Source organism: Hirschia sp., assembly GCF_058892565.1.
On record NZ_JBZXVU010000032.1, the window covers coordinates 149,512 to 165,223 of the forward strand.

The 15,712-nt window shown below is 45.2% G+C and carries 18 protein-coding genes and 1 pseudogene; 10 read left to right on the plus strand and 9 right to left on the minus strand.

The window, feature by feature from the left end; genetic code table 11:
* Positions 1 to 1,574: pseudogene (gene uvrC / locus AC5EF3_RS12665) on the minus strand (excinuclease ABC subunit UvrC); the annotation flags it as partial.
* A gap of 203 nt (positions 1,575 to 1,777) precedes the next feature.
* On the opposite strand from uvrC, the gene AC5EF3_RS12670 reads away from it, so the two are divergent.
* The 3 genes from AC5EF3_RS12670 to AC5EF3_RS12680 all read left to right on the plus strand — a co-directional run bounded on the left by AC5EF3_RS12670 (position 1,778) and on the right by AC5EF3_RS12680 (position 4,383).
* A complete protein-coding gene (locus AC5EF3_RS12670) occupies positions 1,778 to 2,284 on the plus strand; it encodes a response regulator (protein ID WP_015826933.1) in 507 nt (168 codons plus the stop codon).
* Positions 2,285 to 2,453: 169 nt separating this feature from the next.
* Positions 2,454 to 2,969, plus strand: coding sequence for a response regulator (locus AC5EF3_RS12675; protein ID WP_015826934.1), 516 nt, complete (start codon positions 2,454 to 2,456; stop codon positions 2,967 to 2,969).
* Between the two features lie 202 nt (positions 2,970 to 3,171).
* On the plus strand, positions 3,172 to 4,383 hold the full coding sequence (locus tag AC5EF3_RS12680; protein ID WP_493548293.1) for a pyridoxal phosphate-dependent aminotransferase: 1,212 nt from the start codon (positions 3,172 to 3,174) through the stop codon (positions 4,381 to 4,383).
* A 107-nt stretch (positions 4,384 to 4,490) separates the two neighbouring features.
* Here AC5EF3_RS12680 and AC5EF3_RS12685 read toward each other — a convergent pair whose 3' ends face one another.
* A complete protein-coding gene (locus AC5EF3_RS12685; protein ID WP_015826936.1) occupies positions 4,491 to 4,829 on the minus strand; it encodes a zinc ribbon domain-containing protein YjdM in 339 nt (112 codons plus the stop codon).
* Positions 4,830 to 4,864: 35 nt separating this feature from the next.
* Between AC5EF3_RS12685 and AC5EF3_RS12690 the strand changes: the two genes are divergently transcribed.
* From AC5EF3_RS12690 to AC5EF3_RS12715, 6 genes are all read left to right on the plus strand, one after another.
* Entirely contained in the window at positions 4,865 to 5,431 is a 567-nt protein-coding gene (locus AC5EF3_RS12690; protein WP_493548294.1) for a thioesterase family protein, read from the plus strand.
* Positions 5,432 to 5,488: 57 nt separating this feature from the next.
* Positions 5,489 to 6,106, plus strand: a complete 618-nt coding sequence (locus AC5EF3_RS12695; protein ID WP_493548295.1) for a LysE family translocator — start codon at positions 5,489 to 5,491, stop codon at positions 6,104 to 6,106.
* A 128-nt stretch (positions 6,107 to 6,234) separates the two neighbouring features.
* Positions 6,235 to 6,585 carry a YciI family protein gene (locus AC5EF3_RS12700; RefSeq protein WP_015826939.1) on the plus strand — a complete coding sequence of 117 codons (351 nt, stop codon included), beginning with the start codon at positions 6,235 to 6,237 and terminating at the stop codon, positions 6,583 to 6,585.
* Between the two features lie 35 nt (positions 6,586 to 6,620).
* Positions 6,621 to 7,877: an RNA polymerase sigma factor gene (locus tag AC5EF3_RS12705; RefSeq protein ID WP_493548296.1), complete on the plus strand. Its 1,257-nt coding sequence runs from the start codon at positions 6,621 to 6,623 to the stop codon at positions 7,875 to 7,877.
* Positions 7,878 to 7,983: 106 nt separating this feature from the next.
* Positions 7,984 to 8,337 carry a VOC family protein gene (locus AC5EF3_RS12710; protein ID WP_493548297.1) on the plus strand — a complete coding sequence of 118 codons (354 nt, stop codon included), beginning with the start codon at positions 7,984 to 7,986 and terminating at the stop codon, positions 8,335 to 8,337.
* Positions 8,338 to 8,422: 85 nt separating this feature from the next.
* Complete coding sequence (locus AC5EF3_RS12715) at positions 8,423 to 8,887, plus strand: Dps family protein (RefSeq protein ID WP_407635705.1); 465 nt, start codon at positions 8,423 to 8,425, stop codon at positions 8,885 to 8,887.
* 3 nt (positions 8,888 to 8,890) lie between these two features.
* On the opposite strand, the gene AC5EF3_RS12720 is transcribed toward AC5EF3_RS12715, so the two are convergent.
* Together AC5EF3_RS12720 and AC5EF3_RS12725 are read right to left on the minus strand one after the other, a co-directional pair.
* Positions 8,891 to 9,091 (minus strand): helix-turn-helix domain-containing protein, encoded by a 201-nt coding sequence (locus AC5EF3_RS12720; protein ID WP_015826943.1) that lies wholly within the window; start codon positions 9,089 to 9,091, stop codon positions 8,891 to 8,893.
* Complete coding sequence (locus tag AC5EF3_RS12725; RefSeq protein WP_493548298.1) at positions 9,091 to 9,639, minus strand: DUF2975 domain-containing protein; 549 nt, start codon at positions 9,637 to 9,639, stop codon at positions 9,091 to 9,093. The genes AC5EF3_RS12720 and AC5EF3_RS12725 overlap by 1 nt, the downstream gene beginning before the upstream one ends.
* A gap of 69 nt (positions 9,640 to 9,708) precedes the next feature.
* On the opposite strand from AC5EF3_RS12725, the gene AC5EF3_RS12730 reads away from it, so the two are divergent.
* Positions 9,709 to 10,323: a hypothetical protein gene (locus tag AC5EF3_RS12730; protein ID WP_493548299.1), complete on the plus strand. Its 615-nt coding sequence runs from the start codon at positions 9,709 to 9,711 to the stop codon at positions 10,321 to 10,323.
* A gap of 576 nt (positions 10,324 to 10,899) precedes the next feature.
* On the opposite strand, the gene AC5EF3_RS12735 is transcribed toward AC5EF3_RS12730, so the two are convergent.
* From AC5EF3_RS12735 to greA, 5 genes are all read right to left on the minus strand, one after another.
* Positions 10,900 to 11,808 carry a LysR family transcriptional regulator gene (locus tag AC5EF3_RS12735; protein WP_015826946.1) on the minus strand — a complete coding sequence of 303 codons (909 nt, stop codon included), beginning with the start codon at positions 11,806 to 11,808 and terminating at the stop codon, positions 10,900 to 10,902.
* 98 nt (positions 11,809 to 11,906) lie between these two features.
* Positions 11,907 to 12,863 carry a thioredoxin-disulfide reductase gene (gene trxB / locus AC5EF3_RS12740; protein WP_015826947.1) on the minus strand — a complete coding sequence of 319 codons (957 nt, stop codon included), beginning with the start codon at positions 12,861 to 12,863 and terminating at the stop codon, positions 11,907 to 11,909.
* Positions 12,864 to 13,063: 200 nt separating this feature from the next.
* Entirely contained in the window at positions 13,064 to 14,065 is a 1,002-nt protein-coding gene (locus AC5EF3_RS12745; RefSeq protein ID WP_493548300.1) for a cation diffusion facilitator family transporter, read from the minus strand.
* A 97-nt stretch (positions 14,066 to 14,162) separates the two neighbouring features.
* Positions 14,163 to 15,200 (minus strand): mitochondrial fission ELM1 family protein, encoded by a 1,038-nt coding sequence (locus AC5EF3_RS12750; protein WP_493548301.1) that lies wholly within the window; start codon positions 15,198 to 15,200, stop codon positions 14,163 to 14,165.
* A 4-nt stretch (positions 15,201 to 15,204) separates the two neighbouring features.
* Positions 15,205 to 15,678 (minus strand): transcription elongation factor GreA, encoded by a 474-nt coding sequence (greA, locus tag AC5EF3_RS12755; RefSeq protein WP_015826950.1) that lies wholly within the window; start codon positions 15,676 to 15,678, stop codon positions 15,205 to 15,207.
* Positions 15,679 to 15,712 lie beyond the last annotated feature (34 nt).

Sequence of the window (15,712 nt, forward strand, 5' to 3'; positions counted from 1 at the left end):
TCTATAACGGCTGAAAGCTGGCCTAAACCACCATCAATCAGCACCAAATCGGGCCAAGTGTCGGGCTTGGTTTCGCGGCCTTCTGCTTCTTTTTTAAGGCGCGCAAAACGGCGGCGCATCACTTCGCGCATCATGCCATAATCATCGCCGGGTTCTATCTCAGTGTCTTTGATGTTGAATTTGCGATAGCTGGATTTATCAAAGCCTTCAGAATTGGCGACAATCATGCCGCCCACAGCATTGCTGCCCTGAATGTGAGAGTTATCATAAACCTCAATACGCTTGGGCGGCTCGTCTAAATCAAACACCTTTTGCACAGCGCTTAGAATTTTGCCTTGGCTCTGCGTTTGCGCCAATTTGCGAGCAAGCGCTTCGCGGGCGTTGGTGTGGGCTTGTTTAACAAAGCCAAGTTTTTCACCGCGCGAAGGTTTGTGGATATAGACTTTATAATCCGTGCGTAATTCCAGCGCCTCGGCAATAAATTTGGCTTGATCAAGCTCAACAGACGTTAGAATGAGCCTAGGGACGGGGCGATTATCGTAAAACTGTACAAGAAAAGCCGCGAGGATTTCTTCCGGCGTATCATCCACATCATGACGGGGATAATATGCAGTCGCCCCCCAGTTTTGTCCCGCACGAAAGAAAAAAGCCTGCACACATGTCTGTCCGGCCTTGGTTTCAATGCCAAAAATGTCTGCTTCATTGAGATTTGCTGGATTTATACTCTGAGATGCCCGCACAGCCGCAAGCGCTCTTATCCTATCACGCAGGATAGCAGCTTTCTCAAATTCCATGTCTTGAGATGCCGCCTCCATTTCTTTGGCCATGTCTTCTTGTAGGGTGTTGACTTTACCATTGAGAAATTGCGCGGCTTGATCGGCTAAATCATTGTAATCTTTCTTAGAAATTATATCCACGCAGGGGGCTGAACAACGCTTAATCTGGTGCTGCATACACGCCCGCGAACGCCCTTCATACACACTGTCCGAGCAAGTGCGCAGTAAGAATGCTTTTTGTAAGATATCCAACGTTTCATTGACCGCATAACCCGACGCAAACGGACCAAAATACTCACCCTTGGTCTTTTTCGCCCCGCGATGCTTTAAAATTTGCGGCGCATCATGATCTCGGCGGATAAGTATGTATGGAAAACTCTTATCATCGCGCAATAATATGTTGAAACGCGGTTTGAGTTTTTTAATCAGGCTTGCTTCAAGCAATAATGCTTCTGTTTCGCTTTCAGTGACGACAAATTCCATGCTGCGGGTGAGCGAAATCATGCGTGCAATGCGCTGGGTATGGCCGCCAAGCTTTGCATAATTGGCAACGCGGTTTTTCAGGCTTTTAGCTTTCCCCACATATAGAAGATCACCATCAATGCCATACATGCGATAAACACCGGATTTGCTAGGCAGATGTTTTAAATGGTTTTTTATGACATCTACGCCCGATATTCGTCCCTTCTCAAAAGGCTGCGATGCAGGCGATGGCGCATCAATTTTAACACCCGTTTTAGGGGGCGCATCTTTGGGTGCGGGTGTGTGAATTGGCTTTTCAGGCAATGAGTCGGTCATAAGTACAATATAGGGGCGGTGTTGGGTTTTATGTAAGTGAGAATATGCCAAGCGGCAGATAATTATAGTTAATAGCTTATTCCATCAATCCCTTAGATTGGTTCAATCCTAAAAATCAGACCCTAATCATACTGTGCTTTAATAGGTGGAAATCTCCTTGGGTGAGACTTGGGTGAGAAGAGAGAATTGATAAGGGCAAGCGCATGAACCGTTTGGGAAACGTCAAAGTTTTGATTCTGGATGATCATAAGAATATGCGCAGTTTGTGGCGTTCTATGCTTATGGGGTTTGGCATACGTTCAGTATATGAGGCGAAAGATGCGTATGAAGCTCTTGAAGTTTTGCGGAGTAATTTTATCGATATACTTATCGTCGATTTTCACCTCGATGGCCTCACCGGCGCTGAGTTTGTCGGCATGCTGCGCAGGGGCGCTGATAGCCCAGCCCCACACATCCCTGTAATTGCATGTTCTGGAGATTCCCGCCCTAAAGTATTGCGCAAATGGATTGATGCTGGAGTGGATGAAATACTTGCAAAACCAGTGTCTGCCGAACAAGCTTGGCAAAAAATGTGTATGCTTGTGAATCGTCGTCGTACATTTGTGAGGCTAGGGAAATATTCTGGTCCAGACCGTCGTCGTCGTGCTTCTCCTTATGTGGGGGATCAAGAGCGACGCGTATACATGCCTGACGACTGTCTTCTTGATTAGGCTTGTAACTTTAAATTGAGCGTGTTCTCTTTCCAAGATTGCGAATCTCAATTTTATTGAAAGAAATTTGCAGAGTCTGAATAAAGCGACATTTTTTATTAACATTAATCGGTTGCTATCTGATATGTTTAAAGAAAAGTGCACATTTTTTTGATATCGAGTCTATAACGTGGCGAATAAGCTAGCAAATATTTCAATTCTCGTTTTGGACGACCACCGCAACATGCGATTGTTGTGGCGCGGGATATTGCTGGCGTTTGGTATTCGTACCGTTCATGAAGCCGACAATGCCGAAGATGCTTTTAAGCAGGTTGGTGATAAAGATATTGATGCAATCATCGTGGATCATCATCTTGATGGTCTGACGGGGGCTGAATTTGCTGGTATGTTGCGGCGTGCGCCTGATAGTCCATCTCAACATGTTCCGATTATTGCTTGTACGGCTGATACACGCCGTTCAGTGTTGAAATTGCTTGTTGATTCTGGTGTGGATGAGATCCTTGCAAAGCCGGTATCTGCCGATCAAGCTTGGAAGAAGTTAGCGGCTGTTGTGAATAACCGGCGTCAGTTTGTGAAAACTGCATTTTATTATGGACCAGATCGTCGCCGTAAAGATGGTGGGCGTTGGACAGGTAAAGAACGGCGTAAAGAACAACCTGTGCAAACTGATCCTGAAGACATGTAAAATTCGTCAAAGAAAGCAAATTTACGTAGTTTGTTGCATTGAAGTCGAATTATACCCATTTTTTTAGATGAATTTTCCTAAATGTGACACCATTGCGTCTTTTCATCATGGGCTGGTTGTGGAATGGAGTAGTCTTAATTTCCAGACCGCATTTGGAGATATTTCTCTAAATTGTCCGTGAGCCGCGAAAGGATCACCTCTCATGTCGACTGCACCAATATCTGAAGCCCTAAAAGCCGTAAAACCGTCAGCAACAATTGCTGTGACGTCTAAAGCGCGCGAGCTTAAAGCAGCGGGCCATGATGTTATTGGTCTTGGTGCCGGAGAGCCTGATTTTGATACGCCAGACAATATTAAAGCAGCCGCAATTGCAGCGATTAATGCTGGTCACACAAAATACACTGCCGTTGATGGTATCCCCGAGCTGAAAGAAGCGATTTGCGCAAAATTCAAGCGCGACAATGAGCTTGATTACACACCAGCACAAGTAAACGTGTCGCCCGGTGGTAAGCCTATTATCTATAACGCTTTTGTGGCGACGCTGAACCCTGGCGATGAAGTTGTGATCCCAACACCATATTGGGTTTCATACCCTGATATGGCGATCCTGTGCGGTGCAAAACCAGTATTTGCTGAAGCAAAAGCATCTGACAATTACAAATTAAAGCCAGAAGCGCTGGAAGCAGCGATCACACCCAAAACCAAATGGTTGGTGCTAAATTCACCATCAAACCCATCAGGAGCAGCTTACACAAAAGATGAGCTGATGGCTTTGGGCGAGGTTTTGTTGCGTCATCCACATGTGTGGATTTTGACAGATGATATGTATGAGCATCTCGTCTATGATGGCTTTAAATTCTACACGATCGCGCAAGTTTGTCCTGAGCTTTATGACCGTACATTGACTATGAATGGTGTGTCTAAATCATATGCAATGACTGGATGGCGTATCGGGTATGCTGCTGGGCCTGAAAGCCTGATTAAGAGCATGCGTAATGTGATGACACAGACAACATCCAACCCGTGTTCAATCTCTCAATATGCCTCTGTTGAAGCGCTCAATGGCCCGCAAGACTTTATCGCCGAGCGCAATGCAGTCTTTGTTGAGCGTCGTGACATGATGGTGGCTTTGCTAAATGATTGTTCTGGTATTTTGAAATGCCCGACACCAGAAGGTGCTTTCTATGTATATCCAAGCTGTGAAGCAGCTATGGGTAAGACATCCGCTGGCGGCAAGCTTATCCAATCTGATCAGGATTTTGCTGGTGCTTTGCTCGAAGAAGAAATGGTCGCTGTGGTGCACGGAGAAGCCTTTGGTCTTTCTCCAGCTTTCCGTATCTCTTACGCGACATCAACTGAAGCATTGCAAGAAGCTGGTAAGCGTATTCAACGTTTCTGTGCTGGTTTGAAATAACTCTCAGTTATCATTATCGAAAATAAGAAAGCCGCCTCAGAAATGGGGCGGCTTTTTTGTATATGGCGTGTCGTAGAAAACTGTCGTCGGCAAAAAGAGATACTGCGCTAAATCTTCTTCACAAATTGGGTTTTGAGTTGCATGGGGCCAATGCCGTCAATTTTACAATCAATGTCATGATCGCCATCTATGAGCCGGATAGATTTCACCTTGGTGCCGACCTTTACCACAAGCGATGAGCCTTTGACTTTTAGGTCTTTGATCACTGTGACCGCATCGCCGTCCTGAAGTATGGTGCCATTGGCATCTTTATAGACTTTTTCGGCGGTATCTTCAGCGGTTTCAGCTGCGGACCATTCATGCGCACATTCTGGGCAGATGAGGAGTGCGCCGTCTTCATATGTGTAAATTGATTCACATTTTGGGCAGGGTGGTAATTCGCTCATCGGGGGACCTTTTTAGGAGAAGTTAGGCGTGTTCAATGGCAGGCTGGCTTAAGTGCGTCAATCTGCGTGGCGATAGATGGGCTAATCTGCCGCTAGGGCATGATGGACGTGACGTCCAGAATAGGCCAAATATCAAGACATCGTGCATGACAGGGAGCCAGATTATGGACAAAACCAATTTATTTGATTTTCAGGTAACGTGGCGTGACCTTGATGCGAATGGGCATATGGCCAACACAGCCTATATGGATTTTGCGACATACAGCCGGATTGTTTATTTTGAGCAATATGGGTTTGGTGCCAAAGCGATGAAGGAGCTTGAAGTCGGGCCAGTCGCGCTCAATGATAATTTATCGTATCGGCGCGAAATGCACATGCTTGATAAGTTTAAAATCGAGCTCATGTGGGCTGGTGTAAATTCTAAAGATACGCGCTATGTGATCGTCAATCGCTTCAGTGCGCTCGATGGCACGATAACGGCTGAAGTACGATCAATGGTCGTTTGGATGGATTTAAACACGCGCAAAGTTATTGTACCGCCGCAAATGTTGTTGGATGCCGTCAATGCACTCCCCAAAACAGATGATTTTGCGCCGCTTTGACAATCCTTCTTTCTTAGGTGTAGGCAGTGGTTTTCTCACCATGTTGGAGCGTTGTAAGTGTCATTAGAAACGTGGCTTGTATTTGCCTTTTTGTGTTTTATGGCCGGTGTAAGTCCTGGGCCAGCAGTCTTTCTTACAATTTCTAACGTGATCCGTTTTGGTCGTCGTGCTGCGATTATTTCTGGTAGTGCGAATGCCATTGGGTTGGTCGTTTTGGGACTTTGCATCGGGTATGGGCTAGGTGGATTAATGCAGGCCTCTTCGCTTGCGTTTACAATGGTCAAAATCGTCGGCGGGGCTTATCTGGTTTGGCTTGGTATTAAATCCTGGCGTGCAACTGGCAATTTTATTGCTGCAGAAGGCGGCGAGATTGCTCCCGATGAGGTGAGCTTGTTTCGTACGTCTTTTATTCTCAGTATTACTAATCCCAAAGCTATCGTAATTATGGGGGCGATGTTTCCAGCTTTTATGCAGGCTGAGTCTAGCTTGTGGCTTCAATCTGCTATTATGGCGACGACCTATGCTTTTATGTGTTTCATTGTGCATTATGCTATCGCGTATATGGGAGAATATATCCGTCCATTTTTCCAAAGTTCGCAGCGTTTGAAATATCTACGCCGTGTGATTGGCAGCCTGTTTGTGGGTTTTGGTCTGACATTAGTGGCGACAAGATAAAGCGATATGGTTTGAAACCGTAAAATTTATTTTGCAGTTATTTTTTCTTCTATGTCGATTTGGGCATTTGCCGTTCGTCTAGTGTATGTAAGGTTTTGATGACCTTGCGTCATTTTATGGAGAACGACATGCAGTTTCTATGTTTGATTTATGGAACAGAAGGTAAAGACCCTCAGCCTGGTACACCTGAGTTCGGTGCATATATGCAGGATTATGAAACATTTAGCGCTCTTTGCGCGCAGAATGGTGTTTTGGTCAACGCAAACGCATTGGAGCCAGTGGCAACAGCTAGCACCGTCACAATGGAGAATGGTAAAGCTGAAATAATGGATGGTCCATTTGCCGAAACCAAAGAGCAATTGGGTGGTTATTATCTGCTCGAATGTAAGGATTTGGATGAAGCATTGGAATATGCTGCCAAAATTCCAACAGCGCGATATGGCCGTGTAGAAGTGCGACCAATTATGGTGTTTGAATAGAATTCTGCATTTAATAAAAAACGGAAACGTTTCATATGCTGCCTCCTTATACTCTGGATCAGACCATCGAAAAGATCGTGAAAGAGGAATGGGGGCGCATACTTTCCTGCGTGACAAAAAATGTGGGAGATATCCAGTTAGCTGAAGACAGCTTGCAAGATGCTGTAGAAGCTGCATTGAAGCACTGGAAGAAGAACGGGATACCGAAATCGCCCGCAGCGTGGTTGATTTCGGTTTCACACCGCAAAGCAATAGATCGACTAAGGCGTCTCAAGACATTTGAAAACAAACAGGCTGATTTGCAATATCTCACTCAGATGACCTTGTTGGATCAGGCAATTTCAAGCACATCAATCATTCCCGATGAACGGTTGGAGATGATCTTCACTTGCTGCCATCCAGCGCTAGAAGAAAAAACGCGAGTGGCGCTCACATTACGCACAATTGGCGGGTTAAAAACCGAAGAAATTGCACGCGCATTTTTAGATACGCCCACAGCGATGGCGCAGCGACTGGTAAGGGCGAAGAAAAAGATCAAATTGGCCGGTATTCCATACAGGATACCTGATCAACAGATGATGCCATCGCGATTGCGAGGGGTGCTGGCCGTTATTTATCTGATTTTCAATGAAGGTTATGCGGCTAGTTCTGGTGATGCGCTGACACGGGTCGATTTGATTGATGAAGCAATTCGTCTTGCCCGTATTTTAATGCAGCTATTACCAGAAGAGGCTGAAATTGCTGGATTATACGCTTTGTTGCTTTTGCATGATGCGCGCCGGTTTGCGAGGATTGATAAGCAGGGCCATATGGTGGCTTTGGAATTTCAAGACCGCAAACTTTGGGACAAACCCAAATTTGAAGAAGGCCGTCATGTCTTAAAGCAAGCTTTGGCTTTGCAAACCATTGGTCCTTATCAATTGCAGGCATGTATTAGCGCGCTTCATGGCGAGGCCGTCGACTGGGAAAACACGGATTGGCAACAGATAGCAGCGCTGTATGCGCTGCTTTATAAATTGCAGCCGAATTCGGTTGTGAAAATAAATCACGCCTTAGCAGTGTCTTATGCGTATTCTGTCTCGGCGGCTTTGGAAATGCTGACGGAGTTAGATTTCAATAGCGACATGCAAAACCATATCTCATTCCTTCTGGCTAAAGCTGATTTGTTTTATCGTTCTGGTCGGCGAGAAGAGGCATCACAATTGTTGGAAAAAGCAGTGCCGTTTACAAAAAATCAGATTGAAAAAGACTTCATTCAACGCAAACTTCAGCATTGGCTAAAACCAGAATGAGTGAATGAGCATTTATATGCTTTACTCGCCATGAATAGCCTTCTTCAAATTTGTTTGTTGTGGTAAATGTTGGTTAGATCAAATCATAAACAAAAGCGGATATAACATGAACATAGATTATATTGAATTTGTCGCGAGCGATTTTTCCAGCGCCATGGCATTTTATGGATCTGTTTTCGGATGGGAATTTGAAGAATGGGGGGAGGAATATCTCGCTTTTTCGAATGCTGGCCTTGAGGGTGGATTTCGCAAGTCTAAAGATAAGCCAGTGCGGGGCGGGACGCTTGTTATACTTCTCGCTGAAGATATGGAGGCATTAGAGGCGACTGAGAAATCGGTTTTGGAAGCTGGTGGCACCGTAACTGAACATCATGAATTTCCGGGCGGAAAGCGGTTTCATTTTCTTGACCCTGTGGGCAATGAACTTGCTGTATGGACAAAACGCCCAATAGAAGAATAGCGCCGATTAATCTATGAGTGATACTTGAATATGTAGAATATCGCACTAATTTAGAATAGTTCTAAATAAAATTATTACAGGTGGATTGAAAATGGATATCGGAATCTCAAAAGACGACCGGACAGCAATCGCGGATGCCTTAAGTCAGGTGCTTGCAGATACATATGCGTTGTACATGAAAACGCACAATTATCACTGGAATGTAGAAGGGCCTCAATTCTCTGCATATCACGCCATGTTTGAGCTTCAATATACTGAATTATGGGCTGCGCTGGATGAGATTGCAGAACGAATTCGTTCACTTGGATTGTATGCACCAGCGGTCAGTGAAATATATGAGCGCTCTGGTATCAAACAAGATACAGCAATTCCATCTGCAAATGATATGATTGCCAATCTGGTGGCAGACAATGAGACTGTCGTACGCGCAGCGCGTGATGCACTGAAACTTGCCGGTGATAAAGATGATGATGCAACAGCTGATCTCATGACGCAGCGAGCAGCCGCAAGCGAGAAAGCAGCATGGATGCTGCGCTCACACATCGCTTAAGGTTTATTCACGGTCGATAAGATCACCCGGTTTGCAATCGAGTATCTCACAAATCTTATCTAGCGTTTCAAAGCGAACACCTTTGACCTTTCCCTGCCTGAGTAGGGAGAGGTTTTGTTCGGAAATACCTATTTCTTGAGCTAATTCTTTTGATTTCATTTTCCGCAATGCGAGCATGACATCTAGTCTTACTATGATGGTCATCAAACAAACTGCCGGTTTTCATCAGCAATATGAGAAGCTTGCAGCATAATTTTTCCAAGTATTCTAATTACAATTCCAATAAATAGCATTGATATCGCACCAGCTGATAATTGGATTGTCAGCACATGCATTTGCGGAGGGTTATCATATGTTATCGCGAAAGCCATCAATGTCGGCGCGATTATGTTCAATAGCGAGGCGATGATTATCGCCAACCCCATAAATGACAATGCTTTTGAAATGTCTATGGAAAATGGGCCGTGCTTTACGAGCGAGTTGAAGATACGCCAAATCGCAAAAGCGAGTAGATACATTCCAATAAAGTCTAAGCTGGCGAGTGCAAAAACGGCAATTTTTTTGGGGTTGGAATAAGTGGTATTCTCTCGAATTTCTAGCGAAAGCATATTCCAATGCTTGTTTACAATTTCATCCAGACCATTGCCGAAAATAAGTTGAAGCCCGAGCGCTAGGGCACCCACTATTGTTAGCCATTTACAGACTGTACAGATGTTGCGTGAGGAGTTTGGCAGTGTGTGTATCTGAATCATTTAACTTTCAATTTATAAAAATTCATGTTTTACGATAATTTATTATCATATAAATATGGATTCGTGTCTATGAAAAATTACCTCAAAATACTAAAAGTCGCGTGCTTAATCTCTGTGATTTCAGCTTGTTCCACAATCCCGATTACTAATTTGCCTAAGCTAGCAGCATTGAGCCCTCAGACATTTGATTTTTCAAAAGCCAAAATTGCCGTTCGTATAGAAGAAGGGTTTCGGGTTGATGATGGTGATGTGAAGCTGGTGGCCAATCTTTATAATGGACGAACTCAGGAGAATATCTCTGAAACATTTGATATGGTTGTTACTTCCAAGCCAGTCTCCCCATTTCTCCATGGGCAAATGCGATCTGGTTTTGATGTTTACGGATTATCTTTTGCGGAGAAAGATAATGATCGCGTGTTGGCGTTTAGAGATGCGTTTTCCAATATTGTCGAGCAGGACAGAAATGCGAACGATAAGGTGAGTTCACAGCAAGAAAAAAATAGTTTTAGTCTAAGTGTGACAACGCAGGGGTGTTTGGAAGTTGGTTCAAACCCATTCCAAAAAATGGCGGTGAAAATCTATCTAAAACCATCAGAGGAAAAAGATTACTTCACCTTTGTTAAGGAGCAGAAGATTGATCTTGCAGCGCTCAATAACGGCAAGATGCCAAGTTGTGGCGACTAATGAAAAAAATAACAGCAAAAAAAAGCCGCGCTAAAAAGCGCGGCTATAAAAGGTGTGCCTCGGGGGGAGGAAACGCCCAAAAGCGACTAGCGCTTCAAATTGGGTAGCAAGGGAGGCAATCTCGCTTGAGTTATTTATACATTATCGAGCAATGCATACAAGCATTGTTTGGGTAGTGCTGTAGTGTGAAAATGCATAGCTATCTGGATAGGTCAGATTGAGTGGAGACTTTGAAGGTCGATAATTCAAAGGTCTGATAGAGAGATTTTATGTTTTAGACAAAAAAAAGCCACGCTAAAAAGCGCGGCTATATAAGGTGTGCCTCGGGGAGGAAACGCCCAAGAAGCGGCTAGCGCTTCGAATTGGGTAGCAAGTGAGGCCGTTTTGCTTGCGTTAACATAATCATATTAAAGTGTGGCAAACAAGCAACAATTCATCATTGGTGTTATGCAGTATTGCATATGTTTAAATTTTTTATAGAATATCAATAGTTTATGATCAGATTAAACATATGCATTTTGTGAAATAAATGCATTAAATTTCAATATCTTCTGTGTGTGACTTAAGGTAAAGGGCTTATTTGACCTGTTGGCGGTCGGCTTTTAGCTCTGAAGTTATGAAGTCTCTAAAAATACTAATACGGCGAGAACGTTTCAAATCCGCAGGGTAGATGAAGTAAAGATCAAATGTTGGACCGGTTAGTTCTGGAAGAACTTTTTTCAGTCCAAATTCCTTCGACACCATATATTCGGGAAGGTCAGCAATGCCTAGACCAGAGCGGACAGCACGCATCATTCCATTCACATTGTTGATTTGCAGAGCGGGCTCGCGTTCGGGGCGATCATCGCGGCCAACACGTTGTGCCCAATTCATCGCTTTCATTTGTTCTGCGTCCTCACCGAATGAAATAATGCGGTGACGATCTAAATCTTCTGCACGTTCAGGTGTACCATTGTTAGCGAGGTATTCTTCTGAGGCATAAAGGCTTGTGCGAACGGTCACGAGTTTGCGTTGTATGAGGTCAGCTTTGTTGGCAGCCCATAAACGAATCGCACATTCAGCTTCAAGCGTGAGCAAATCAAACTCACGGTCATCAAGCGATAATTTGATGCGCATACGCGGATACATGTCAGCAAATTTATGGATACGCGGTGCGAGCCAGAAAGATCCAAAAGCAACAGGTGCCGTGACATGAAGCTGGCCTTGCGGTGTGTCTCCGGTGTCGTTCAGTGCGGACTCGGCTGTACGGGCAGAGGATGCCATTTCAGCCGTTGCGCGGTGAAGTATTCTACCTGCTTCAGTAAGAATAAGACCACGAGCATGTCTTTGGAAAAGCGAATTTTGCAACGCTTCTTCCAGAGAGGCAATCTGACGTGAAACAGCCGATTGAGAAATACCTAATCGTTCCCCAGCAGCCGTGAGACTGCCAGTTTCTGCCGCAGCATGGAAGGATTTGAGCTTATCCCAGTCCATAGATTGTACCATTGTGAGTCCCTTTGAAGCAGACCTTAGTGATTCGTATCCTGCATTTACTAGATGCCAAGATTTAAATCATTGTCAAAGCGAACACGTTTTTCGGGGCATTATTTATTGTTTAATTCCAATTCCGCAAGAAAATGATCAGATTCGAGTGCTGCCATGCATCCCATTCCAGCAGCAGTGACGGCTTGGCGGAATTTGTCATCTGTTACGTCTCCAGCAGCATAAACGCCGGGGACGGATGTTTTGGACGAATCAGGGGCTGTGATGAGATAGCCGCCTTGTTTCATCTCAAGTTGGCCATCAAATAGGGATGTTGCTGGTGCGTGACCAATGGCGATGAATACACCATGGGCTTCACGGTCTATGATTTCACCTGTTTTTACATTTTTCAGTTTTACACCTGTGACGCCAAGTGGGTTTTCATCACCGACAACTTCTTCAAGTTGGTGATCCCAGACAACTTCCACTTTCTCATGATTGAGCAAGCGCTCTTGCAGGATACGCTCTGCACGTAGGCTATCACGGCGGTGAACCAATGTGACTTTGGATGCAAAATTGGTGAGGAAGAGTGCTTCTTCAACCGCTGTGTTCCCGCCGCCAACAACAATGACTTCTTTGCCGCGATAGAAAAATCCATCACATGTGGCACATGCAGATACACCAAATCCTTGAAATTTCTTTTCAGAATCAAGGCCAAGCCATTTAGCTTGTGCACCTGTAGAAATGATCAATGCATCACATGTATAGGTTGTTCCGCTTTCACCAATCAGTGTGAAAGGGCGGTTGTTTAGGTCAACTGATTTGATGTGATCTTCGACAATCTCAGTCCCGACATGTTCAGCTTGCCCTTTCATTTGCTCCATAAGCCATGGGCCTTGAATGGTTTCAGCAAAACCAGGGTAGTTTTCAACTTCGGTTGTGATTGTGAGCTGACCGCCAGGCTGCATACCTGCAATTAGCATAGGTTTACGCATTGCACGCGCAGCATAGATCGCAGCTGTATATCCTGCAGGGCCTGATCCAAGGATGATCAGTGAACGGTGCTCGGTATTGCTCATTTGGTTCGCTCCTGCGGGGCATTTGGAATCGTCGCCATCAGGGCGCCAAAACATAGTAAATTTAGATCAACGGATTTAGGGGGAGTAGAGCCAGATTGCAAGTCACACAGCCATCAATACTGTATATCAATTCTAATGTGATCATACGCGATGCAATGTGACGTAAATGTCGTTTTGCTATCGAGAAATTACAATGATTTTTAAGTGTGAGTGTGCTCTGAGTGTGTAGTTTGTGTGCAATCTGTGTCGTTTTCAGATTGACTGAGCTCAATTGTAACATGGTTCATATGATGATGCTCCGTCAGCCGTGTTTTAATAGCTTGAAGCGTGGTGGCTGTGTCGACGTCATCTTGAATGCAGACATTCATGGTCACCAACTTATCAGACCCAGTTAGCGTCCATGCGTGGATGTGGTGGACGCTTTGTAAGCCTTCAATATTGGCGAGTAGATCACTGACCAATTTTTGTTTATCGAAATTTTCTGGTGCACCTTCCAGAAGAATATGACCTGAGCGTTTGATCACGCGAATGCCGCCATAGCCAATGATGACTGCGACAATCATGGATAAGATTGGGTCGATGGGTGTCCAGCCGGTATAGATGATGACAATCGCCGCAATAATGGCAACGATCGATCCCAGCATATCACCGGCGACATGCCATAGAGCGCCTTCAAGGTTTACATCACCATGTGAATGATCATCACCGCCATGCAGAATGAAGAAGGCGATAATATTCACGATCAAGCCAATAATGGCGACGCCAAGTAATATATCTGACTGGATAGGAGCAGGAGCCATAAAGCGTTGAATAGCTTCTAAGACGATCCAACCGGCAAGTAGAACCAGCGTGAGACCATTGGCAAAAGCGGCTAGTATGCGAAACCGGCCAAAGCCAAAACTACGCTTTGCATCAGATGGCTTCGCGGCCAACCAGAAACCAACCCAAGCAAGCAATAGGCTGGCAGAATCGGTGAGCATATGTGCGGCATCAGCCAGCAATGCCAGAGAACCAGAAATTACACCGCCAATAATTTCAGCAATCATGAATGATGCTGTTAGCGCGCATGCCCAAGCTATGCGGCTTTGAGAGGCGTGTGCTGCGTGATCATGGTCGTGACCGTGATCATGCCCATGACCATGATGCTCATGGGTGTGATCATGCTTGTCGTGGTGATGATGGTCAGTGTGGCTATCTGTCATTGCATTTGTGTATTATATCTCGGGCGAAATGAAAACCCTAATAATTACAATGTATTATAATGTTATATCATCACAATACAGGCTTGTTATACCTATTTTATTTTGGTTTGGGGTGTTTTTCCAATAGCCGTTTTATAATTTCATCTGCGGCACGGTCGATTTCTCTGACTGGCTCTGTGGGCCAATGTTCAACTTTGCCTTCATACCAGCGTGCAATGCCTTGTTTGGTAAAGCTTTGATGGAGGCGGTCAAATTTGGCAGATTTTCCAACAAGCTTTAGAAGATAGACAGGTTTTCCAAACCAAGCGGCTTCAGAAATCATATTCGCTGAATCTTCGGTCACGAAGATTAGGTCAGACATTGAGAGGAAAGCCAAATAAGGATTGGGGCCATCGGTTGTTTCTGATTCCCAGAAGCGTGCGCCAACTTCTTCAGCCATATTGCGAAAGCGGATGCGCGCATGTTCGGGGGTGCGGCGAGAGACCGTAATCCACATGCGGATGCCTTGCGCCGCTAAACCGCGTAATTCTTGTTCTAATTCTTTGGCGCGCGTTTCAGATAATGTGTGGGTTTTGGAAGTGCCGCCAATGATGACAGCAGCTTTGCGTCCAGGCTCAGCGATCAAATCACCAAAATTGAGCGCGGCTTGTTCTAGGTCTCCCATCGAGAAATGGGCAGGTGCGCCAATCGTTGAAAGCACATTTGGGCCTTCAAGCTGATCATGTTCGGGTGGGATCACAAGATCAAAGTGAGACGGGTTTACTTTAGGGTCTTGTGTTTGGACAACTAGCGTTTTGCCATTTGACCATTTTTTGACACGCATCGAATAGGGCACAGACCGACGACCAGACCCAATCCAGATATCAGGCCATGGCGCTTTAAGCTGGTCTCTCTGTGGTTTGGGCAAGGCTGCTAAAGGCGCAAGCCACAATTGGGGCGGCAACCAAAGCTGAGGTGCTTTAGGAGATATGCGAACTGGTTCAGACTTGTGGGCTGTTGATCTGATATGAGAGATGTTTGCCCATCTGTGCAATTCACCCAATGCTTGCGCAATGGCGACTGCTTGACGTTCAATTCCTGCGCGCCCATCGGAAACAACCCAGATAGACGGTCCGACAGCCGCGCTGGAAATCATGGCTTTAGATCCATTTAACGTCGAGAATTTCGTAAGTCTTGGCACCGCCAGGTGCGCTTACTTCTGCGATGTCACCTTCTTCTTTACCTATCATGGCACGCGCCAGAGGAGAGGAAAGCGAGATTTTACCATCTGCAATGTTGGCTTCGTCTTCACCAACGATTTTGTAAGTCGCTTCTTCTTCGGTGTCTTCATCGACAACTGTTACCGTGGCACCAAATTTGATGTTGTCACCAGATAATTTGGACGTGTCGATAACTTGAGCGCGCGCGAGCTTACTGTCCAGCTCGATAATACGGCCTTCAATGTGGCTCTGGCTTTCTTTTGCCGCGTGATATTCAGCATTCTCAGATAAGTCACCATGTTCGCGTGCGACCGCAATCGCCTGAATCACTTCAGGGCGCGCGACTGTTTTCAAATGCTTAAGTTCATCTTCCAAGGCCTGATGGCCTTGGGCTGTCATAGGAATGCGTTGCATTAGTTAGATACCGTTATTGAAACTTTACGAAAGG

Excerpts from the sequence above, each read along its gene's own strand:
- trxB (WP_015826947.1), bottom strand. The coding sequence starts at position 12,863 with ATGAGCAATACCGAGCACCGTTCACTGATCATCCTTGGATCAGGCCCT.
- AC5EF3_RS12700 (WP_015826939.1), top strand. The coding sequence starts at position 6,235 with ATGCAGTTTCTATGTTTGATTTATGGAACAGAAGGTAAAGACCCTCAG.
- greA (WP_015826950.1), bottom strand. The coding sequence starts at position 15,678 with ATGCAACGCATTCCTATGACAGCCCAAGGCCATCAGGCCTTGGAAGAT.
- AC5EF3_RS12685 (WP_015826936.1), bottom strand. The coding sequence starts at position 4,829 with ATGAGCGAATTACCACCCTGCCCAAAATGTGAATCAATTTACACATAT.
- AC5EF3_RS12670 (WP_015826933.1), top strand. The coding sequence starts at position 1,778 with ATGAACCGTTTGGGAAACGTCAAAGTTTTGATTCTGGATGATCATAAG.
- AC5EF3_RS12690 (WP_493548294.1), top strand. The coding sequence starts at position 4,865 with ATGGCAGGCTGGCTTAAGTGCGTCAATCTGCGTGGCGATAGATGGGCT.
- AC5EF3_RS12725 (WP_493548298.1), bottom strand. The coding sequence starts at position 9,639 with ATGATTCAGATACACACACTGCCAAACTCCTCACGCAACATCTGTACA.
- AC5EF3_RS12710 (WP_493548297.1), top strand. The coding sequence starts at position 7,984 with ATGAACATAGATTATATTGAATTTGTCGCGAGCGATTTTTCCAGCGCC.
- AC5EF3_RS12680 (WP_493548293.1), top strand. The coding sequence starts at position 3,172 with ATGTCGACTGCACCAATATCTGAAGCCCTAAAAGCCGTAAAACCGTCA.
- AC5EF3_RS12730 (WP_493548299.1), top strand. The coding sequence starts at position 9,709 with ATGAAAAATTACCTCAAAATACTAAAAGTCGCGTGCTTAATCTCTGTG.
- AC5EF3_RS12745 (WP_493548300.1), bottom strand. The coding sequence starts at position 14,065 with ATGACAGATAGCCACACTGACCATCATCACCACGACAAGCATGATCAC.
- AC5EF3_RS12750 (WP_493548301.1), bottom strand. The coding sequence starts at position 15,200 with ATGATTTCCAGCGCGGCTGTCGGACCGTCTATCTGGGTTGTTTCCGAT.
- AC5EF3_RS12705 (WP_493548296.1), top strand. The coding sequence starts at position 6,621 with ATGCTGCCTCCTTATACTCTGGATCAGACCATCGAAAAGATCGTGAAA.
- AC5EF3_RS12720 (WP_015826943.1), bottom strand. The coding sequence starts at position 9,091 with ATGACCATCATAGTAAGACTAGATGTCATGCTCGCATTGCGGAAAATG.
- AC5EF3_RS12735 (WP_015826946.1), bottom strand. The coding sequence starts at position 11,808 with ATGGTACAATCTATGGACTGGGATAAGCTCAAATCCTTCCATGCTGCG.